Genomic DNA, 21,432 nt, shown 5'->3' on the forward strand with positions numbered 1-21,432 from the left:
ATTGCCTTATTAACGCCTCTTATGTAAGAAATCATAAACTTGTCGAATAGCTATTTTCTAATTTTCTAAAATAAAAAATAAGCCTATCGAATAATCAAATTTTCCGATAGGCTCAGATATTGTATTGATATTTAGTTTAATTCCTCTTCATCAACGAGTGTATTTAACATTTCTTCCACTAAATCCCATTCTTCATCTGATTCAATCGGAAATAATGCAAGGTCGTTATCATCTTCGTTTTTCAATTCATAACGAAAAGCAAACACTTCTACTTCTTCATCTTCGCCTTGCTCCACTGGTGTAACTGCAATGTATGTTTTTTGTGTTGCATCTACGTCGAATGAAAATAGAACTTCAAATAGATGTTCTTCTCCATTTTCATCTGGAATTATAATTCTTTCTTTTGCTTCTAATGACATGAAGCCTACACTCCTCTGCTATTTTGATCGAGAAAGCCTTGTAAAATCATGACTGCTGCTAGCTTATCGATCACTTTTTTTCGTTTTTTTCTGCTCATATCAGCCTCTAATAATACGCGTTCAGCTGCTGTAGTTGTTAATCTTTCGTCCCATAATACGACAGGTAGCTGGTATGTTTCTTCAATATGCTCTGCGTAAGTCATTGAAGCAAGTCCTCTTTCACCAATAGAACCATTCATATGTTTCGGAAGTCCAACAACAACTTTCTCAACTTCATGCATTTGGATTATTTCTGCTAATTCTTTATCAGCAGAAGTAAAATTAGATTCATCCCAATGAATAGTAGTTAACCCTTGGGCTGTCCAACCAAATGCATCACTGATTGCTACACCAATCGTTTTTGACCCTACATCTAACCCCAATATTTTCATTTATCTATCCTTTTGATTTTTCAAATAAAATCTTACAAGCTCCTCTATTACTTCGTCTCGTTCAATTTTACGAATTAAATTTCTCGCATCTTTATATCTTGGTATATATGCGGGGTCACCTGACAGTAAATACCCAACAATTTGGTTATGTGGATTATAGCCTTTTTCTTTTAATGCATCATGAACAGTAAATAATATATCCTTAATATCCTGGTCAAAAGGTTCATCCGGAAAATTAAACTTCATTGTTTTATCGATCGAGCTCATAGTGACACCTCACTCCATAGTCTACCTAGTATTTCTATTCTATCATGAATAGATAAATAATCATATGATATACATTTATTCTAACAATTATTTCTTATTTTCCTTAATATAATGCTCGGCGAATTGGATTGCCTGCTCTATTCCGCTAGGATTTTTCCCTCCTGCTTGAGCCATGTCTGGGCGACCACCGCCGCCTCCTCCACAAAGTTTTGCAGCTTCTTTGATTAAATTCCCTGCATGCAATCCTTTTTCGATATTATCTTTAGAAACTCCTGCTAATAATTGAACCTTACCGTCATTTTCTGCTGCAAGTAAAATTACATATGTGTCCATCTTTTCTTTCAGATCATCGAACATGTTTCGAAGTTGATTCATATCCTTCGCATTTACTTTTGTAGCTAGCAAATTAACTCCCTCTACTTCTATCTGCTTATCTAGTACAGATGCTGACTCTAGATGAGCTAATTTAGCACTTAAAGATTCATTTGTTTTCGATAAAGCTTTCATTTCATCATTTAATTGCTCGATACGATTTGGCACATAATCAATTGTCACTTTTAATTTTTGACTTACTTGATTTAAAATATCTACTTGTTTATTGATAAACTCATATGCACCTTGACTTGTTACAGCTTCAATACGTCTTGTACCTGCACCAATTCCGCCTTCAGAAATAATCTTAAATAAACCAATCTCTGCTGTGTTGACTACATGGCAACCTCCACATAATTCAATACTATAATCTCCTACACGAACTACACGTACGATATCTCCATATTTTTCACCAAATAATGCCATTGCTCCTATTTCTTTTGCCTCTGCAATTTTCATATTGCGAATATCAAGAGGAATCGACTGCCAAATTTTTTCATTAACAATTTGCTCTACTTGCTTTAATTCCTCTTCAGATACTTGGCTAAAATGCGAGAAGTCAAAACGTAGTCGTTCAGAAGTCACTAATGAACCTGCCTGATTAACATGTTCCCCTAATACATCCTTCAATGCTTGGTGTAATAAATGAGTTGCTGTATGGTTTTTCACTGTTGCTAAACGAGAATCTTTTTTAATAGATGCTGTTACTTTTTCTCCAACAACAAGCTCTCCAGCTTCAATTGTCACATGATGAATGTGCTGCCCCTTAGGCGCTTTCTTAACATCCTCTACAACAGCCTTAAGTCCATCTGCTGAAATTATCCCTTTATCAGCAATTTGTCCCCCGCTCTCAGCATAGAATGGTGTTTCAGCAAGTACTACTAAAACTTTTTCCCCTGCTTTTGCGGTTTTGACAAATGCTTTATCCTTTAAGATGGAAACAACAGTCGTTTCTTTTTCTAATATATCGTAACCAATAAATTCACTTGTAGCATCCAACTTACCGAATACTTCATCCTGTACTTGCATTGATTCTACTTGCTTACGTGCATTACGAGCGCGCTCACGTTGCTTATCCATTTCTACCTGGAAGCCAGTTTCATCTAATGTAAATCCATGCTCAGCAATATATTCTTCTGTTAATTCTTTCGGAAAACCATACGTATCATATAACTTAAACGCAATATCACCTGGAAATACTGTGCTATTATTTTCCTTCTCTTTATCAATAATATCCGCTAAAATATTTAAACCATCATTTAATGTCTCATAGAAACGCTCTTCTTCTATTTTAATGATTTTAGCGATATATTCTTCTTGCTTGGCAACTTCAGGATAGTAATCCTTCATAATACCACCAACAGTAGGTACCAATTCATACATAAATGGTTTTTCAATACCAATTTGCTTCGCATATCTAACTGCTCGACGTAGCAATCTTCTTAATACATATCCACGTCCTTCGTTGGAAGGAAGTGCTCCATCACCAATTGCAAAAGCTAAGGTACGAATATGGTCAGCAATTACTTTATATGCTGTATCTATATCCTTTGATGTTCCATAAGACTGATTTGCTAATTTTCCAATCATCGAAAGGATTGGCTGAAATAAATCTGTTTCAAAATTTGTTGGTGTGTCTTGAATAATGGACATCATACGTTCAAGCCCCATACCTGTATCAATGTTCTTATTTGGGAGTGGCGTATATGAATCATCTGGATTATGGTTAAATTGTGAGAATACTAAATTCCATACTTCTAAATATCGTTCATTTTCTCCACCAGGATATAGCTCTGGATCATTTGAATCATTTCCATATTTCTCTCCACGATCATAGAAAATTTCAGTATTTGGTCCACTTGGTCCTTCACCAATATCCCAGAAATTCTCTTCAATGCGGATAATATGCTCAACTGGCAACTTGATTTCTGTTAACCAAATATCATATGCTTCATCGTCCTCTGGATGCACGGTAACATATAATAACTTTTCATCAAAACCTAACCATTTTTCGCTTGTTAAAAATTCCCAAGCCCAAAGAATAGCTTCTTTTTTAAAATAATCCCCAATCGAAAAATTCCCAAGCATTTCAAAGAAAGTATGATGTCTCGCAGTGTAGCCAACATTTTCAATGTCATTCGTACGGATTGATTTCTGTGCATTAACAATCCTTGGATTTTCTGGAGTTACTGTTCCATCAAAATATTTCTTTAATGTTGCTACTCCACTATTAATCCAAAGCAGGGTTGGATCATCATTCGGTACAAGTGATGCACTTGGTTCAACACGATGTCCCTTCTCCGCAAAAAAATCTAAAAACATTTGCCGAACTTCAGCTGAATTTAATTTTTTCATTATAAAATCCACCTTTCTACTTATTAATTGTTTTCAAAAAAAAGAAAACCCATCACTGCATATTGCAGGGACGAGTTTTGTCGCGGTACCACCCTAAATTATAACTAATCATTAGTTATCACTTCATCATGTTAACGGTTTGAAACCGGCGAGTATTAATCGCACTCCAGTTTAGCTTTCCATGTACTTTGATTTAGGATTTTTTTCAGCCTAGGAAAATCCCTCTCTATAAACAATAGGAACATGTACTTTTCACCATCATAGCTTTCTGTATAGTCATATCTACAAAATTTGTATCTTCTTAGATTTTAAGAAATTCTTCCACTAAAGTCAAACACTCTGTCTTAGTCGGGGTAGATTTTTAATAATTGCATAGCCAATAGTTACAATAGGTACGATAAGAACCATTCCAATAATACCACCAATTTGTCCTCCAATTAATAAAGCCAAAATAATAGTAATGGGATGGATTTTCGTCATCTTCCCAATAACATATGGTGAAATAAAGCTATTTTCTATTAATTGTGTTCCTAAAATAGTGACAATCACAACAATAATCATCGTTTTTGACATTGTCATCGCCACAATAATAGCTGGAATAGCACCAATTAACGGACCAAAATAAGGAATAAGATTGGTAACTCCTAAGATAATCGCCAATAATAAAGCATATTTTAATTGAAATAAATCAAAGATAATATAGGTAGAAAAGATGATAAAGGCACTCACTAATAACTGTCCACGCAGATAATTGCCAAAATGCACATCAATAATATGACAAATTTCTTTCACTTGCACATGGTACTTAGATGAAATAAATTTCTTCATAAATCGTGTTACGTCCTCAAAATCCTTCAATAAATAAAAGACAAGTACTGGAACAATTAAAACAATAAGCAGCCAATCAAATAACTTTGTAGTTTTTTCCATAAACATCGTCAGCTTATCACTTATCGTATGTTCTAATCCATGAATAAATTGAGTTATTCTCTCCTGCATTGCTTCTGGCAAAAAAGAAGCGGATGCATAAATATTTTCAACAACATGATCATATTCTTGAATAAATTTGGGGAGACGCTCACTTAATTCTTCCATTTCCACCAAGAATATTGGATAAAAATAATAGATCGCCAAAGCTCCTCCTCCAAAGAATAATAAGTATATCAATAAAATTGAAAAGCTTTTTGGAAGTTTCCATGTATTTAATTTGTTTATCAATGGATGAAGTATGTAAGCAATCAATCCAGCTATCAAAAAAGGTAACAGAATGTTCCATATAATACGAAGAATTGTTGTGTATACAGGAAATAATTTTTGAAGAACAAAAAGAACCAATAAAGCCAATAAACACACAAATAAAAACAGCATAATGGATAATAATTTTCTTAAATGCAACAAATGACATGTCCCCTAATATGATGTTGAGTTTAGTTTGCCTAATTTCATGAAAATCTATACCAACACTACTTGCAGAACGAAAAGCGAAAGTCGTGCCCTTACAGGTTAAAAGCGTGATGTCACGAGCACAACTCGTGGAGGATACGGATTAAGTACGCCACTACACGCGAGCAACATCCGCACTAGTACATCCTGTACGTCAAAAAACGTAGAGATTGCGCCCGTTTGGGGTGGTTCGACATTAGTCGAACTTCCTTTACCCTTGAGATAAAGGGAACATGCCCCTTTAGGGGTATCCGACGTTAGGCTTTAGCCTAGTTGTAGTCGGGCTTCCTTATAAAACTTGACTTATTGTAGGATGGCTCACGTTAGCTCCTAGTTTTTGGAGCTCGGAGCTAGACAAGCCTATCTCTGAATAAAAATAAATTCGTGCAAAACTTTTATACTTGCTTATCTCATGAAAAACTCCTTATAATCAGACCTTTTCTAAATCCATAACATAAACATTTATGAACATTATTTGTATGAATGATTTTGAATACATTTTTTTGCAAAGCTAACTTGACATTATTTGCAAAGTAAACTATACTAAAAATGCAAAGCAAGCATTGCAAAGGAGGGATTGTTTGAAAAATAAAATACGTGAGCTTCGTAAGCGGCACAAACTATCTCAAGAAGAATTAGGATTGGCAGTTGGCGTCACTCGTCAAACCATTACCTCGCTCGAAGTAGGAAAATATACGGCATCTCTAGTTTTAGCTTATAAAATCTCTAAATACTTTGGATTAACAATCGAAGAGGTTTTTGATTTCAGTGAAGTGGAGGAATTTTAAATGGAAACGTATAAAAAGAAAATGATCTTTCGCATAAACATGCTTATTATAATTGCGATTATTACAGCAGCACTCTATCTTGGTCTCTTATTTTTCCATGGACAGTTACCAACCTTACCTAGTATGTTTAAAGGAATGCATTTTGGAGCTTTTATAGGAATTGAATTATTTCTAATTATCTCCATCGTGAATGGTTTGAGAATCACTCGAAATAAAACTGTTCTAAAACAAAGTTATGTGAAGGAGAATGATGAACGAACTGCTCTTATCATCCAGAAAACGGCGACACTGAGTGTAACTATTATCATGATTGGAATTCTGATTGCCGCAATCACTGCAGGTTTTTTTAGTTCTTCAATCTTCTATACTTTAATGGGAACATTATTTTTTGTTTTAATTGTTTTCTATTCTCTCTGGATATATTATGCCAAAAAACATTAATAGGGAAAAACCAAGTCAGCTAATCAGCTGACTTGGTTTTTCCCTATTATATACTTTTACATAAAATCATATGGAGATAGTGAGTTGTCCTCTTCTATTTCTAATAAATCAAGGTCAGACTCTATCTCGCCATTTAATAAAGGAATTAATGAGGTATAACGTTGATTTGTATCTAATGTTTCAACACCACGGATAAAGACATGTGGATCTCCACAGAGGATTAAGGTTTGCTTGCTTCTTGTAATTCCCGTATATAATAAATTCTTTTTTAACATCCGATGATAAGCAGAGAACACTGGCATTAATACAATCGGAAATTCACTACCCTGTGACTTATGAATGGAGATACAGTATGCATGCATAAAGTTAATATAATCTTTTCGTTCATAAACAACTTCACGATCATCAAATGCAATTACAATTTGTTCTACATTCTCCTTGTTCTCATTCTCCTCAAAAATAGCTACAATTTCTCCAATATCCCCGTTAGACACACCATCTTCTGGTTGGTTAACTAATTGAATCACTTTATCACCAACCCGAAAAACAACATCCTTTACTTTCTTTTGCCTTTTTGTTTGCGAATAAGGATTTACAATTTCTTGTAGGTGTTTGTTGATTTCGTTAATACCAACTCGTGACCGATAAATCGGTGCTAATACTTGAATATCTCTTACATCAATTCCTTTATCTTGTGCACGTTCAAATATCGTAGTAATTGCTGGAATAAGTTGGCTTTCATGACAAGGGATGAAACTAAAATCACGATCATTTTGTAACTCAGCTACTGTACATGTATTATTTTTAATATGATGTGCTAGCTGAATAATTTTCGATCCTTCTTTTTGACGATATACTTCCTCTAAAGTAATAGAGGGAATGACTCCGCTAGCTAGTAAATCTGATAGTACTTGCCCCGGCCCTACAGATGGGAGCTGCTCTTCATCCCCCACAATTAGTACTTGCATATCTGAAGGAATTGCTTTAAATAAACTATTAGCAAGCCAGATATCTACCATAGAAAACTCATCGATAATTAATACTTTCCCGGACAATCTTTCATCTTCATTTTTATCAAAGGAATCTTTACCATTCCAGCCTAATAAACGATGAATAGTTCGGGCAGGAATATTTGTAGATTCCTGCAGTCTCTTTGCAGCTCTTCCCGTTGGAGCAGCTAAAATAAATGGGAATTCACTTTTCTCCTCATAATCATCCCATTGATAAGAAAGATCGTGGATTGCAGCATAGCTCTGAATAATACCTTTAATTACTGTAGTTTTCCCAGTACCTGGTCCACCAGTTAATATCATAACTTTAGATTCTAAAGCCATTTGAATTGCATTAAACTGTTCTTCTCCATAACTGAGCGCTTCTGCTTCTTCAATATCTCCTATATACTTCATCAACTCAGCTAAAGTTGTTTCTTCTGTCACTTCTTCTGCAATAATTCGTTTTAAATGTCCAGCAAATCCCGCTTCCGCAAAATATAATTGAGGTAAATAGACTTTATTATCATTTAAGACAATTGCCTGATCTTCATTAAGGCCAATCAATCTTCCCATAATATCATCAACACTTAACTCAGAAGTAGCCAATAATTTCAAAGCCTGCGCGATACATTCATCCACTGGTAAATAAACATGGCCTTCTTGAATAGATGTTTGTAATACATAAACACATCCAGCTCCTACGCGATTTGGATGTGTTAACGGTAATCCCTGCTGCTTTGCAATTTCATCAGCTGATTGAAAACCAAAACCTTCTATATCAAAGACATATTGGTATGGATCCTCTTCTAGAATTTCTATCGATTGTTCTTTGTAATTTGCGAAGATTTTTTGGCTCATCTTTAAACCAATTCCATATTTCGCTAAAGCAACGACTACTTGTTCAAAGCCCTGATTTTCCTTTAATGTTTTATATAAAGATTCTGCTGTAGTTTTTTGAAGACCAGGAACATCCAATAATATATCTGGATCGTCCATAATCTTAGAAATAGCATTTTCTCCTAAATGATCAACAATTTTTTTTGCTATTCGTTTACCTACACCATAAAACAAGTCACTAGATAGATAAGCAATTAATCCTTCCTTAGTTTCTGGAATATACGTTTGAAAGGATTCTACATCATATTGAAGACCAAATTTTGCATGATGAACAAGCTGCCCATAAAATACATAAGCAGCTCCTTTTTGCAAATGAGAAAAGTGTCCTTTAATCACAACTTCTTTCTCTATTTTCTCTTCATTTGAATCAAGCACTTTAATTTTAGCAATACGAAAATGCTCCACTTCATTTTCATAAATGATATGAAGTAATTCACCTCGTATGAAGCTAGTCATTTGAGCTTCTAATTGTTCAGACTCCATCATGCGAAAAACCTCTCTATCTTACACTTATGATTGATTTAGCTTTTTCTTCATATTCTCTACACCATTTGCTGCCAAAACATGATCTGGTTGAATACGAACAGCAGTTTCAAAATGCTCTAATGCTTGATGAAGTTGGTCATAATAAGCTGCAATAATTCCTTGATTATAATGCGCATCACTATGATTAGGATTTAATTGCAATAACTGATCAAATACTTTTTGGCTTTCATCAATAAAATTACATTTAGCTAGCGTTAAACCATACTGAAACAAAATATCCTCATCCGTTGGTGCAAGCTCAGAAGCACGCATTAAATATGGAATTGCAAGTCTACCAAGCTCTTGATTTAACAAGGATAATGCAAGCATATAATATACATCACTTTCCTCCATACCTAGCGAAATCGCTTGTTGGAAGGATTCCTGTGCTTTGGCAAATTCCTCTTGCTTAAAATAAAAATTCCCTAAACCATAAATTGCAGCTACAGCTTGTTCATCAAGTTCTAACGCTTTCCTCAAAAAACGTTCCGCACTCGCATCATTCATTTGAATTAATAAATTCCCAAAATTAATGTAACCGACAGGGTCTTCGGGATGTGTTTCGATAATTTCATTATATATTTTTGCTGCTTCTTCATATTTTTGTTCTTTCATATATAATAATGCTTGATTATTCTTCTCTTTCAACAATCCAGTAACCCCCTACTAACCAACATACGATAGTACTTCATCATTCTTAAAAATTTGGTCAATGGTTCCTCCACCAAGACAAATTTCCCCATCATAGAACACAACTGCTTGTCCAGGTGTTATCGCTCTTTCAGGTTGATCGAAAATCACTTCTGTACGTCCATCTGTTAGAATTTTCACATGGACAAGACTATCCTGTTGACGATAGCGGAATTTAGCTGTGCAAGTAAATTCTGCTTTAACATCTTCTGGATTTACCCAATTTATTTTCGTTGCAATGATTCCATCTGAATATAGAAATTCATTATCAAACCCTTGCTCCACATAAAGTATATTTTCTTGAAGATTTTTCCCAACAACAAACCATGGTTCACCAGAACCGCCAATTCCTAAGCCTTGACGCTGACCAATTGTATAGTACATTAATCCATCATGCATGCCGATTTTCTTATTCGTCATCGTGCGCATTTCTCCTGGTTGAGCTGGTAAATATTCACTTAAAAATTGTTTAAAGTTACGTTCGCCAATGAAACAAATACCTGTACTGTCCTTTTTATTCGCTGTTGCTAATCCATGCTTACTGGCAATTTCGCGAACTTCTTTTTTATCTAAATGTCCAAGTGGAAACATTACTTGATTTAATGTTTCACCAGAAAGTTGATTTAAAAAATAAGTCTGATCCTTATTATTATCTTTTCCTCGAAGCATTTCTGTTTTTCCATTTACTCTACGTACTTGCGCATAATGTCCTGTTGCAAGATAATCTGCTCCAAGAGAAAGAGCATGATCTAAAAATGCTTTAAATTTAATTTCTTTATTACACATTACATCTGGATTAGGTGTTCTACCGGCCTTATACTCTTCGAGAAAATAAGTGAACACTTTATCCCAATATTGCTTTTCAAAATTCACCGCATAATAGGGAATATCCAATTGATTACAGACACGAACAACATCATTAAAATCTTCTGTTGCTGTACATACACCATTTTCATCTGTGTCATCCCAGTTTTTCATAAAAATACCAACAACATCATATCCTTGCTCTTTTAATAATAATGCTGCTACAGAGGAGTCTACCCCTCCACTCATTCCAACGACAACACGAATATCTTTATTATTTTTCATTTTTCCCACCTTCTATTTAGTCAATCGTTTGACAACCTTACTTATCTTATTTGCTGCCTGCACTATATTTTCTTCTGTATTATTTAAACCAAAACTAAATCGAATGGAATTTACTGTTCTATCATCTTCCGCTCCAAACATTGCTGTTAAAACATGCGAAGGCTCCACCGATCCTGCCGTACATGCACTACCACTTGAGGCAGCGATGCCTTCCAAATCTAAATTAGTTAACATCGATTCTACATTCGTCTTTGGAAAACTAATATTTATAATACTATCTATTTGATTAGAAGAATCTGCATTTATTTCAAAATCAATCGCACTCTCCTCTAAAGTATAAACAAAAGTTTTTTTCAACTGCCTATATTTACTTCGATTATTCTCTTGTTCCTTCTGTAAAACTTCCACTGCTTTTTGAAAACCAATAATATTAATAACATTTTCTGTACCTGGTCTTCTTTTCCGTTCTTGTTCTCCACCAAATTGTAGTGGCTGGATAACCAAATGTTCCCTAGCAAATAGAAAACCGACACCTTTTGGGCCGTTTATTTTATGTGCTGATACACTTAATAAATCAACATTTAACTTTTTTACATCTATCTCAAGTAATCCATATGCTTGTACAGCATCTGTATGAAAATATGCATAATGATCTTTAAGCACTTCCCCAATCTCCTCAATTGGTTGAATGACACCTGTTTCATTATTAACAAACATAATAGATACAAGGATGGTTTCTTCTGTCAAAGCATTTTTTACATCTTCTACAGTAACTTGACCACTTTCATTTATTGGTAAGTATGTGATATGAAAACCTAATGTTTCCAAATAATTAGCAGCATGAAGAACAGCATGATGTTCCTGATTTGTTGTAATGATATGCTTCCCTTTATGCTGGTTAGCTAATGCAGTTCCAATCAAGGCTAAATTATCTGCCTCTGTACCACCACTTGTAAACGTAATTTCTTTTTCCTTTGCATGGATACTGTTAGCTAGGGCAGATCTTGCTTCATCTATTAAATGTCTAGCTTTCCTACCAAAAGCATGAACACTTGATGGATTACCATATACATTTGTCATTGCTTTAAACATGACTTCAGCCACCTCAGGATGAACTGGTGTTGTAGCTGCATGGTCTAAATAAATTTCATTCATGATGGTGTATCCTTTCATTCCGATTAAATATAAAACATATATTGTTCATTATTATCCTTCTTCTGATCCTCTGTTAAATCAGCCAATGTAGTAGTATTCAAAACTTCCTTCACTGCTTCAGTCATCTTTAACCATAAAGCTTGTTTAGCAGGCTCTTCCTTCTCAATTCCTTCTACAAGAATAAGTGGACCTTCTAGTACACGAATAATATCCCCTGCTTTAATCTTAGCTGGTTCCTCTACTAAAACGTATCCACCATACGCTCCTCTAATGCTTTTAATTAACCCTGCATTTCGAAGAGGTGCTGCTAACTGCTCCAGATAATGAACAGATAAATCATTTTGTTCTGCAATTACTTTTAAGGAAACAGGGCCAGATCCATAATGTCTTGCTAATTCAATCATAATAGTTAATCCATAGCGCCCTTTTGTAGAAATTTTCAATTTTGACACCTCTTATATACATTATATCCATTACGCCCAAGCGCAATTTTTGTTAAGATTTTCAATCGCGTTCAAATTTTCTTTACCCAAATAGTGATTGTAGCATAATCTCATTATTTATTAAAAAATAAGATACTCAACAATCTAGTTAACATTTATTATAACATGAATAATCCAGCACTTGCATTTTCTGAATAACAAACGTACGCTATGTTAAAAGTATCTATTTTATTTTTGCAAAAAGGAAGATATATATGAGACACGAACCATTAGCTTCACGGATGAGACCAAATCACATAGAAGACATTATTGGACAAGAGCATCTTGTTGGCGAAGGAAAAATTATTAATCGTATGATTCAAGCAGAACGTCTAGCTTCGATGATTTTATTTGGTCCACCTGGTACAGGTAAAACTTCCATGGCTGTTGCGATGGCTAAAAGCTTAAATATGTCTATGCGCATATTAAATGCCGTATCAGATAAGAAAAAAGACATGGAAATTGTTGTAGAAGAAGCAAAATTATCTGGACAGATGATTTTAATATTAGATGAGGTTCATCGACTTGATAAGGCAAAGCAAGACTTTCTTCTTCCTCATTTAGAAAGTAATTTAATTACATTGATAGGCTGCACTACTAGTAATCCGTACCACTCTATCAATCCAGCGATCCGCAGTCGCTGTCATTTATTTGAGCTTCATGCACTAAAACCTGAACATGTACAATTAGCATTAAAGCGAGCTATTGAAGATGAAGTGCATGGATACGGTAAAGAAAAAATTACATTAAGTAAAGAAGCATTAGAGCACTTTTCTTATAGTGCAAACGGTGATTTACGAGCTGCTTTAAACGGTCTCGAATTAGCGATCGCATCTACTCCGTCAAATGCAGAAGGTGAAATCATCATTAGCTTAGACATTGCTGAAGAATGTATGCAGAAAAAAAGCTTTTCACATGACAAAGGTGGAGATGCACATTATGATGTACTGTCTGCGTTTCAAAAATCAATACGAGGTAGTGATGTAAATGCCTCCTTACATTATCTTGGAAGATTGATAGAAGCTGGAGACCTTGACAGTATTGCCAGACGTATGGTGGTTATTGCTTATGAAGATATCGGCCTAGCTAATCCTCAAGCAGGTCCTCGTGCATTAGCTGCAGTACAAGCTGCGGAAAGAATAGGCTTTCCTGAGGCGCGTATTCCTTTAGCTGCTGCAGTCGTGGAATTAGCTTTATCACCAAAATCAAATTCGGCATATAAGGCTCTTGATGCTGCACTTGCTGATATTCGTTCCGGAAAATCTGGAGATATTCCAGCTCATTTAAAAGACGCTCATTATTCTGGCGCTAAAAAGCTTGGCCGTGGGATTGACTATAAATATCCTCATAATTATGAAGGCTCATGGGTGGAGCAACAATATTTACCTGATACATTGAAGCATAGAAAATATTATCAACCAAATCAAACTGGTAAATTTGAACAAGCTTTAAAACAAGTTTATGAAAAAATTAATCAACATACTAAATCCTAAAAATTTTTCTAAAAGTACAACCTCTAAAACCATTAGATGAAATGATTATTTTATTAACTCTTAAATATATGAAAGTTTCTTTATTCTGTGGTATAAAACAGCTTCTTTACGTTCATACTAACGATATAGCAATATCAAACACTATGAATAGAACGTTTTGAGGAGTTGATAATGAATGGCGAAAGTAAGACAGGATGCTTGGTCTCATGAAGATGATTTATTACTTGCAGAAACAGTACTACGACATGTTCGTGATGGCAGCACACAATTAAATGCGTTTGATGAAGTAGGTGATGTGTTAAATCGTACATCTGCTGCATGTGGATTTCGTTGGAATGCTGAGGTACGTAAAAAATATGAACACGCAATGGACCTAGCCAAACGCCAACGAAAAGAAAAGAAACGCTCGCTTGCTAAAGTAAAACGACAACGGATAGTAGAATCACCAACTATAGTTGACAGTCAAACAGAGCATCCAAAAATTAAAGTAAATGAAGCACCTATTTCATTAGAAGCAATTATTCATTTCTTGCAAAATATGAAAAAAGAGACCCTTCATAAAATAAAATCGCAAGATCATATGGATAAACTGCAAAGTGAAAATGAAAGATTACATGAAGAAATCACCCAACTAAAACGAAAATTAACAGAAACAGAAAAACAATTAAACACAATCCAAAATGACTATCAAACATTTGTTGAAATCATGGAACGAGCAAGAAAAATGACTGTACTAGATGGTTTAAACCCAATGAAATCTCCAATGTTTAAAATGGATAAAAACGGAAACTTAGAACAAGTTGTACCTAATGCCCAATCTTAATTAAAGTAGAAAAAGAGATTTTCATTTTTTCTAAGTATTAGCTGTTTACTAAACTATTTTCTTAGAAATAAGAATCACATATTCCGTTTAAAAATAAAAAATGCTTCCTTCAGCTGTTTAAGCCAAAGGAAGCATTTTATAATTTTACTTTTCAAAAGGAAAATCCCGATTGTGCCGTCAAAATACAAGCTTTGATCCCGCTACGTGCAGGTGGGTGCCAAGTTCTATAGCTCATAAGTCCTCTCCTTGATACGAGGCATGTATTTACCATAGAAACAGTTTGAGCTCCCGTTTAAAAAGTGTTCGGTCAAAACGATTTTCATTTAACGCACACATCAGGATTTTCCTTCTGTGACTATTTAAATCATAGCATAGTTTTTTTTGTTAATCAATCTAAATATTTAAATAATTCGATTACCTTTACGAATCATTTATAACTTATTTGTATTTATTTTACTTATAGTTAGTGTTCGAAAAAAATGTAAAACGACCGCCATCGGATAAGTTCATCATGTCACGAACTTGGGTATCAATACTAGCACATCATACTTCCTTATTCAATATGTTTGCCATTTTCACTGAACTTTTTTGAACATCCTCTTACAGGTCAAGTTGGATGGATAATTCCCCCAATTGCTCCTCGCTTACTTCATTTGGTGCATCTGTTAATAAATCAGATGCTGAAGCTGTTTTCGGGAATAGAATCGTATCACGAATATTTGTTTTACCAGCTAATAGCATAACAATTCGATCTAGTCCTAAAGCAATTCCACCATGCGGAGGTGTACCATATTCTAAAGCATCAAGAAGGAAACCGAATTGTTCTTCTGCTTGTTCTTGCGAGAAGCCTAATGCTTTAAACATTTTATCTTGTACTTCACGATTATAAATTCGGAGTGAACCTCCACCTAATTCAAAACCATTTAATACGAGATCGTATGCATTTGCACGTACTTCTGCTGGATTTGATTCTAGTTTATCCAAATCCTCAGCGACTGGCATTGTAAATGGATGATGTGCCGCAAAGTATCGATTTGCATCCTCGTCATATTCTAATAAAGGCCAATCTACTACCCATAAGAAATTAAATTTTGATTCATCAATAAGCTCTAAATCTTTTCCTAGTTTTAAACGTAAAGCACCTAAGCTATCGTATACAACACTTGCTTTATCAGCACCGAAGAATAATAAATCTCCATCTTCGGCTCCTGCACGACTTAGCATTGCTTGCTTTTCTTCATCAGATAAGAACTTAGCAATTGGTCCATTCATTTCTCCATTTTCAATCTTCACCCATGCTAAACCTTTAGCACCATAGATTTTAACATATTCGGTTAAAGCATCGATTTCTTTACGTGAAATATGATTTGCCTGTTGTTTTACATTAATTAGGCATACTTTCCCACCTGCATCTACTGCACCTTTGAAGACTTTGAATGATGAAGTTTCCACGATATCAGATATATTTACTAGCTCTAAACCGAAACGCGTATCTGGTTTATCTGAGCCGAAGCGATCCATTGCCTCTTGATAAGAAATACGTGGAAGTGGCAATTCAATATCCATTCCTTTTACTTCTTTCATCACATGCTGCATCATTTTTTCAGTCATTTCCATGATTTCATCTGCAGATAAGAAGGATGTTTCAATATCAATTTGAGTAAACTCAGGCTGACGATCTGCTCTTAAATCTTCATCTCTAAAACAGCGAGCAATTTGATAATATTTCTCAAAGCCACTCATCATAATTAATTGCTTAAATAATTGTGGTGATTGTGGTAATGCATAAAATTCACCTGGATGTACTCGACTAGGTACTAAATAATCTCTCGCACCCTCTGGAGTACTTTTTGTTAAAATAGGTGTTTCCATTTCAAGAAATTCATTATCATTTAAGAAGTTACGCACTGCTTGGGTTGTTTTATGACGTAAAATAAATGTCTCTTGTAATGGTTTTCTACGCAGATCAAGATAACGATATTTTAAGCGTAAATCCTCAGATACATCTGTATTATCTTCAATTAAAAATGGTGGGTTTTTAGCTTTATTAATTACATTAATCCCACTAACAATTACTTCAATAGTACCAGTTGAAATTGCTGGATTTACTGTGCTTGGATCTCTTTTTACAACTGTTCCTTTTACTTCAATAACATACTCACTTCTTACTCTTTCTGCGATTTCAAGAGCTTCTTCTGAATGATCTGGGTTAAAAACAATTTGTACGATACCAGAGCGATCTCTTAAATCAATAAATATTAATCCACCTAAATCACGGCGGCGATCTACCCAACCTTTTAATACTACTGATTGATCAATATGTTGTTCTCCTAATGTACCTGCTGAAATTCGTTCGCTCATTTCTTTTCCTCCTATAATCTTTCCTGTAAAAATGTTACCACTTCTGTAATAGCTACTTCAACCTGTTCTCCAGTATCCATTGTTTTTACTAAGATACTGCCTTTTTCTAATTCTGCTTCTCCTAAAATCAATACATATTTACTATGTAGTCTATCTGCTGCTTTAAATTGAGCTTTTATTTTTCTATTTAAATAATCTTTCTCTGCAGAAATACCCTGTGTGCGCAATTCATGGACAATTCGTACTGCCTCAGCTTCTGCTTCCTCCCCAATAGCCACAATAAAGCTATCAATGGATTGATCAATTGGAAGCGTGATGTTTTCTGCTTTTAATGCCATCAATAAACGTTCCATTCCCATTCCAAAGCCAACACCTGGTGTATCTGGGCCACCTAATTCAGCTGCTAATCCATTATATCTTCCACCACCAAGTAATGTGGTAATCGCACCGAAACCGTCAGCCTCACTCATGATTTCAAAAGCAGTATGATTGTAATAATCTAATCCACGTACTAAATTTTCATCTACGATATATGGAATGTTCATCAGGTCTAAATAATGTTTTACCTTCTCAAAGTAAGCTTGCGATTCTTCATTTAGATATTCTAAAATAGAAGGAGCGGTTTTCATCGCTGGATGGTTCATATCTTTTTTACAATCTAAAATCCTTAATGGATTTTGCGCTAAACGATTATTACAGTCCTCACACAACTCATGCATATGAGGTGTAAAATGTTTAATTAATGCTTCTCGGTGATTTTTACGACTTTCTAAATCCCCTAAGCTATTAATAACTAATTTAATCGATTTTAATCCTAACTCTTGATAAACCATCATCGCTAGGCTGATTACTTCAGCATCAATTGCCGGATCAGCACTTCCTAATGCTTCAATACCAAATTGGTGTAGCTGACGCATTCTTCCTTGCTGAGGGCGTTCATAGCGAAATAGCTCGGATAAATAATACAATTTAACCGGTTGTTCAGGAATACCAAATAATTTATTTTCAACAAATGCACGAACTACACCAGCTGTTCCTTCTGGACGTAATGTGATGCTTCTTCCACCGCGGTCTTCAAAGGTATACATTTCCTTTTGAACAATATCTGTTGTATCTCCTACGCCACGCTGAAACACTTCTGTATGCTCAAACATTGGTGTTCTAATTTCATTGAAATTAAATCGAGTGCAAATCTTTTTAATTACTTCTTCTACATACTGCCATTTTTTCGTATCTTCTGGTAGTAAATCCACTGTACCTCTTGGCGCTTTTAAGCTCATGTTTATACCCCCTCAATATTATAAATAAGTACAAAAAAAACTCTAATCCCTTAAATAAATAAGGGACGAGAGTTTATACCCGTGTTGCCACCCTAGTTGGTACGATTTATCATTGTACCCACTTTCACAGTTAACGCCTGTCATTCGTCCATACTTACTTTTGTTTCAGTATGAATCCTCCAGAATGTCTTTCATTAGTCCTTTTTTGTAAAAATGCTCTCAGCCTAGGCATTTTCTTTCTGTTCAAATGGTGCTAACTACTTTTTCCTTCATCAGAAAATGGTGTCATTTTATTATTTATATGAATATTATCTTAATCAGTTGAGCCTTGATTGTCAAGCGCTTCTCTACCCTTAACATTATTTTTACCATGATCAAAGGTAGTTATACTAGTTCATAGAAAAACAGATTATTTATTCCTTACTATCTAAGATAAATGTCACTGGTCCATGATTTGTTAATTGTACATCCATCATCGCTCCAAAAACACCTGTTTCTACAGAGATTCCATTGTCTGAGAGTATCTGATTAAATTGCTCGTATAATGCTTTTGCCTGATCAGGCTTAGCCGCTTGTAAGAAGTTAGGTCTTCTTCCTTTACTTGTATCACCATATAAAGTGAATTGAGAAATAGAAAGAATCTCCCCGCCAACATCTTTTAAGGATAAATTCATCTTTCCTTCTTCATCTTCAAATATACGTAAATTTATTATTTTTTTTACTAAAAAATTTATATCATCTATTGTATCATCATGTGTTACTCCTAATAAAATGACTAATCCGTTGTCAATTTGCCCAACAACGGAATTGTCCACAGTAACACTTGCATGCTTTGCTCGTTGAAGTACTGCTTTCATGAATATGCTCCTTCTTAACTGAAAATATTAATGTAGGATACGTGTTACAGTATATACATCCTTGACTTGTTTAATCCGATCAATGATTCTTTGAAGATGACTGATGTTTGAAATGAGAATCGTAATTTGCAAAATCCCCATTTTATTTTGATCAGAGCGACCGTTTACTTGAGTGATGTTTGTCTTCGTTTCTGAAATAGCTTGGATAACCTCGTTTAATAAACCTGGACGATCATCACCTGTAATTTCTAAATCTAAACGGAATTGCTTACTAATTAACTGCTCCGCCTTCCAATCCACCTCAAGAAAACGTTCTTCCCCATCTTTTCCTTGTACATTCGGACAATCAGCACGGTGAACAGAAACACCTCTACCCTTTGTGATATATCCTACAATTTTATCACCTGGAACAGGATTACAGCATTTAGATAAACGAATTAATACATTATCAATTCCTTTTACCTCAACTCCTGCGTCCATCTTATTCGTTTTTCGTCCAATTTCTTTAGATTCTGCATTGATTTTTTCTAATGTTGCTTGAAGCTGCTCTTCTTTTAACTTCGTACGACGTATTTTCTCGGTTAACCTTGTTGCAATAGATGCTGCAGTAATTCCTTGATAACCTACTGCTGCATACATATCCTCTTCATTTGTAAAATTAAATTTTTCCAATACTGGCTTCAGATTCTCTTCTATCAACACATCTTTAGGTTCTAATTCTAACGCACGAATTTCTTTCTCAACTAATTCTTTTCCTTTTGTAACATTTTCTTCTCTACGCTGCTTCTTGAAAAACTGTTTGATTTTATTTTTCGCTTGAGATGTTTGCGTTATTTTCAACCAATCTTGAGAGGGTCCATAGGAATGCTTAGAGGTCATTACTTCAATGATATCGCCATTCTCTAATTTATAATCAAGCGGCTCCATTTTTCCATTTATTTTTGCACCAATGGTTTGATTCCCTATTTCTGTATGAATGCGATATGCAAAATCAATAGGTACTGATCCGTACGGAAGCTCAATCACATCACCTTTTGGAGTAAATACATAAACCATGTCTGAGAATAGATCTACTTTTAATGATTCCATAAACTCTTCAGCATCATTTGTTTCATTCTGCCATTCTAAAATTTCTCTAAACCAAGAAAGCTTCTCAGCAAATGATTTATCTGTTTTATTAACTTGTTTTCCTTCTTTGTATGCCCAATGTGCAGCAATCCCGAATTCTGCAATATCATGCATCTCTTTTGTACGAATTTGCACTTCTAGAGGATCACCATTTGGCCCAATTACTGTCGTATGCAAAGATTGATAGAGGTTTGGCTTCGGCATAGCAATATAGTCTTTAAATCTACCTGGCATCGGCTTCCAGCAGGTATGAATAATACCAAGTACCGCATAACAATCCTTAATACTGTTAACGATAATACGTACAGCTAATAAATCATATATCTCATTAAATTGTTTATCTTGTAAAATCATTTTTCGATAAATACTATATAAATGTTTCGGCCGTCCAGAAATCTCCGCCTCAATACTTACAGCTTCTACCTGCTTTTTGACCTCATCTATTACATTAGCAATATCTGCTTCACGTTGTTCACGCTTCTGCTTCATCAATTCAACAATACGATAATATTGCTGTGGATTTAAATAACGTAAAGCAGTATCTTCTAGTTCCCACTTAATTGCGGATATCCCCAGTCGATGGGCCAATGGAGCAAAAATTTCTAATGTTTCATTAGAGATTCTGCGGCGCTTCTCAGGAGATAAAAATTTTAGTGTGCGCATATTATGCAATCTATCTGCAAGTTTAATTAAAATAACACGAATATCTTTAGCCATGGCAACAAACATTTTTCGATGATTTTCAGCTTGCTGTGCTTCGCGTGATTTATATTTAATTTTCCCTAGCTTGGTTACTCCATCCACAAGCATTGCAACCTCGTGATTAAAGGTTTCCTCAATTTCGTCCAATGAAATATCAGTGTCCTCAACCACATCATGAAGAAGACCACTAGCAATTGTTTCTGGATCCATTTCAAGCTCTGTCAGAATACCTGCAACTTGAACAGGATGGACAATATATGCTTCACCAGATTTTCTAAATTGGTCTTTATGTGCTTCCGCCGCAAATTCATAAGATTTACGAATAAAAGCTACATCTTCTTCATTTAAATATTTACTAGCCATTTCTAGTATGTCTTCAATTGTTAAAATAGCATCTTTTGCCATAAAATCACCTTTTAAAATGTATAAATTCGCCTTATTC

18 protein-coding genes, 1 other RNA gene and 2 other annotated features are annotated in these 21,432 nt (G+C 34.8%); of the genes, 4 read left to right on the forward strand and 15 right to left on the reverse strand.

Going from position 1 to position 21,432, the window contains the following annotated elements:
* Positions 1–131: 131 nt before the first annotated feature.
* The 5 genes from AB4Y30_RS10375 to AB4Y30_RS10395 all read right to left on the reverse strand — a co-directional run bounded on the left by AB4Y30_RS10375 (position 132) and on the right by AB4Y30_RS10395 (position 5,212).
* Positions 132–419: a DUF1292 domain-containing protein gene (locus tag AB4Y30_RS10375; RefSeq protein WP_368652162.1), complete on the reverse strand. Its 288-nt coding sequence runs from the start codon at positions 417–419 to the stop codon at positions 132–134.
* 5 nt (positions 420–424) lie between these two features.
* Positions 425–850 (reverse strand): Holliday junction resolvase RuvX, encoded by a 426-nt coding sequence (ruvX, locus tag AB4Y30_RS10380; protein ID WP_368652163.1) that lies wholly within the window; start codon positions 848–850, stop codon positions 425–427.
* Positions 851–1,117, reverse strand: coding sequence for an IreB family regulatory phosphoprotein (locus AB4Y30_RS10385; protein ID WP_368652164.1), 267 nt, complete (start codon positions 1,115–1,117; stop codon positions 851–853).
* An 87-nt stretch (positions 1,118–1,204) separates the two neighbouring features.
* Complete coding sequence (gene alaS / locus AB4Y30_RS10390; RefSeq protein ID WP_368652165.1) at positions 1,205–3,844, reverse strand: alanine--tRNA ligase; 2,640 nt, start codon at positions 3,842–3,844, stop codon at positions 1,205–1,207.
* A gap of 63 nt (positions 3,845–3,907) precedes the next feature.
* Positions 3,908–4,115 (reverse strand) — a binding site (T-box leader).
* Between the two features lie 59 nt (positions 4,116–4,174).
* Positions 4,175–5,212, reverse strand: a complete 1,038-nt coding sequence (locus tag AB4Y30_RS10395) for an AI-2E family transporter (protein WP_368655214.1) — start codon at positions 5,210–5,212, stop codon at positions 4,175–4,177.
* Between the two features lie 656 nt (positions 5,213–5,868).
* Between AB4Y30_RS10395 and AB4Y30_RS10400 the strand changes: the two genes are divergently transcribed.
* Together AB4Y30_RS10400 and AB4Y30_RS10405 are read left to right on the forward strand one after the other, a co-directional pair.
* Entirely contained in the window at positions 5,869–6,075 is a 207-nt protein-coding gene (locus tag AB4Y30_RS10400; protein ID WP_368652166.1) for a helix-turn-helix transcriptional regulator, read from the forward strand.
* Positions 6,076–6,516, forward strand: coding sequence for a hypothetical protein (locus AB4Y30_RS10405; protein WP_368652167.1), 441 nt, complete (start codon positions 6,076–6,078; stop codon positions 6,514–6,516). It abuts the gene before it with no gap.
* 56 nt (positions 6,517–6,572) lie between these two features.
* On the opposite strand, the gene AB4Y30_RS10410 is transcribed toward AB4Y30_RS10405, so the two are convergent.
* The 5 genes from AB4Y30_RS10410 to AB4Y30_RS10430 are packed head-to-tail and all read right to left on the reverse strand — an operon-like array spanning position 6,573 to position 12,307.
* On the reverse strand, positions 6,573–8,891 hold the full coding sequence (locus tag AB4Y30_RS10410) for an ATP-dependent RecD-like DNA helicase (RefSeq protein ID WP_368652168.1): 2,319 nt from the start codon (positions 8,889–8,891) through the stop codon (positions 6,573–6,575).
* A gap of 24 nt (positions 8,892–8,915) precedes the next feature.
* Positions 8,916–9,581 carry a tetratricopeptide repeat protein gene (locus tag AB4Y30_RS10415; RefSeq protein ID WP_368652169.1) on the reverse strand — a complete coding sequence of 222 codons (666 nt, stop codon included), beginning with the start codon at positions 9,579–9,581 and terminating at the stop codon, positions 8,916–8,918.
* Positions 9,582–9,596: 15 nt separating this feature from the next.
* Positions 9,597–10,709 carry a tRNA 2-thiouridine(34) synthase MnmA gene (mnmA, locus tag AB4Y30_RS10420; RefSeq protein ID WP_368652170.1) on the reverse strand — a complete coding sequence of 371 codons (1,113 nt, stop codon included), beginning with the start codon at positions 10,707–10,709 and terminating at the stop codon, positions 9,597–9,599.
* Positions 10,710–10,721: 12 nt separating this feature from the next.
* The gene (locus tag AB4Y30_RS10425; RefSeq protein WP_368652171.1) at positions 10,722–11,864 is read right to left on the reverse strand and encodes a cysteine desulfurase family protein; all 1,143 of its coding nucleotides are present in this window, start codon (positions 11,862–11,864) and stop codon (positions 10,722–10,724) included.
* A 23-nt stretch (positions 11,865–11,887) separates the two neighbouring features.
* Entirely contained in the window at positions 11,888–12,307 is a 420-nt protein-coding gene (locus AB4Y30_RS10430; RefSeq protein WP_368652172.1) for an Rrf2 family transcriptional regulator, read from the reverse strand.
* A gap of 254 nt (positions 12,308–12,561) precedes the next feature.
* Between AB4Y30_RS10430 and AB4Y30_RS10435 the strand changes: the two genes are divergently transcribed.
* Positions 12,562–13,839, forward strand: coding sequence for a replication-associated recombination protein A (locus AB4Y30_RS10435; RefSeq protein WP_368652173.1), 1,278 nt, complete (start codon positions 12,562–12,564; stop codon positions 13,837–13,839).
* Positions 13,840–14,014: 175 nt separating this feature from the next.
* Complete coding sequence (locus AB4Y30_RS10440) at positions 14,015–14,662, forward strand: RsfA family transcriptional regulator (protein ID WP_368652174.1); 648 nt, start codon at positions 14,015–14,017, stop codon at positions 14,660–14,662.
* 158 nt (positions 14,663–14,820) lie between these two features.
* On the opposite strand, the gene ssrS is transcribed toward AB4Y30_RS10440, so the two are convergent.
* The 5 genes from ssrS to AB4Y30_RS10465 form a co-directional block, all read right to left on the reverse strand.
* A non-coding RNA gene (gene ssrS / locus AB4Y30_RS10445) (6S RNA) lies at positions 14,821–15,007 on the reverse strand.
* A 255-nt stretch (positions 15,008–15,262) separates the two neighbouring features.
* Positions 15,263–17,023, reverse strand: coding sequence for an aspartate--tRNA ligase (gene aspS, locus AB4Y30_RS10450; RefSeq protein ID WP_368652175.1), 1,761 nt, complete (start codon positions 17,021–17,023; stop codon positions 15,263–15,265).
* Positions 17,024–17,034: 11 nt separating this feature from the next.
* Positions 17,035–18,303: a histidine--tRNA ligase gene (gene hisS, locus AB4Y30_RS10455; RefSeq protein WP_368652176.1), complete on the reverse strand. Its 1,269-nt coding sequence runs from the start codon at positions 18,301–18,303 to the stop codon at positions 17,035–17,037.
* A gap of 58 nt (positions 18,304–18,361) precedes the next feature.
* Positions 18,362–18,585, reverse strand: a binding site (T-box leader).
* 131 nt (positions 18,586–18,716) lie between these two features.
* A complete protein-coding gene (gene dtd / locus AB4Y30_RS10460; protein ID WP_368652177.1) occupies positions 18,717–19,160 on the reverse strand; it encodes a D-aminoacyl-tRNA deacylase in 444 nt (147 codons plus the stop codon).
* Positions 19,161–19,187: 27 nt separating this feature from the next.
* A complete protein-coding gene (locus tag AB4Y30_RS10465) occupies positions 19,188–21,395 on the reverse strand; it encodes a bifunctional (p)ppGpp synthetase/guanosine-3',5'-bis(diphosphate) 3'-pyrophosphohydrolase (protein WP_368652178.1) in 2,208 nt (735 codons plus the stop codon).
* Positions 21,396–21,432 lie beyond the last annotated feature (37 nt).

It is taken from the genome of Ornithinibacillus sp. 4-3 (assembly GCF_040958695.1).
Taxonomy (GTDB): domain Bacteria; phylum Bacillota; class Bacilli; order Bacillales; family Amphibacillaceae; genus CALAMD01.

Coding starts and splice junctions, on each gene's coding strand:
- AB4Y30_RS10405 (WP_368652167.1), top strand. CDS start 6,076: ATGGAAACGTATAAAAAGAAAATGATCTTTCGCATAAACATGCTTATT.
- alaS (WP_368652165.1), bottom strand. CDS start 3,844: ATGAAAAAATTAAATTCAGCTGAAGTTCGGCAAATGTTTTTAGATTTT.
- AB4Y30_RS10375 (WP_368652162.1), bottom strand. CDS start 419: ATGTCATTAGAAGCAAAAGAAAGAATTATAATTCCAGATGAAAATGGA.
- ruvX (WP_368652163.1), bottom strand. CDS start 850: ATGAAAATATTGGGGTTAGATGTAGGGTCAAAAACGATTGGTGTAGCA.
- hisS (WP_368652176.1), bottom strand. CDS start 18,303: ATGAGCTTAAAAGCGCCAAGAGGTACAGTGGATTTACTACCAGAAGAT.
- AB4Y30_RS10435 (WP_368652173.1), top strand. CDS start 12,562: ATGAGACACGAACCATTAGCTTCACGGATGAGACCAAATCACATAGAA.
- AB4Y30_RS10395 (WP_368655214.1), bottom strand. CDS start 5,212: ATGCTGTTTTTATTTGTGTGTTTATTGGCTTTATTGGTTCTTTTTGTT.
- AB4Y30_RS10425 (WP_368652171.1), bottom strand. CDS start 11,864: ATGAATGAAATTTATTTAGACCATGCAGCTACAACACCAGTTCATCCT.
- aspS (WP_368652175.1), bottom strand. CDS start 17,023: ATGAGCGAACGAATTTCAGCAGGTACATTAGGAGAACAACATATTGAT.
- AB4Y30_RS10465 (WP_368652178.1), bottom strand. CDS start 21,395: ATGGCAAAAGATGCTATTTTAACAATTGAAGACATACTAGAAATGGCT.
- AB4Y30_RS10410 (WP_368652168.1), bottom strand. CDS start 8,891: ATGATGGAGTCTGAACAATTAGAAGCTCAAATGACTAGCTTCATACGA.
- AB4Y30_RS10440 (WP_368652174.1), top strand. CDS start 14,015: ATGGCGAAAGTAAGACAGGATGCTTGGTCTCATGAAGATGATTTATTA.
- AB4Y30_RS10385 (WP_368652164.1), bottom strand. CDS start 1,117: ATGAGCTCGATCGATAAAACAATGAAGTTTAATTTTCCGGATGAACCT.
- dtd (WP_368652177.1), bottom strand. CDS start 19,160: ATGAAAGCAGTACTTCAACGAGCAAAGCATGCAAGTGTTACTGTGGAC.
- mnmA (WP_368652170.1), bottom strand. CDS start 10,709: ATGAAAAATAATAAAGATATTCGTGTTGTCGTTGGAATGAGTGGAGGG.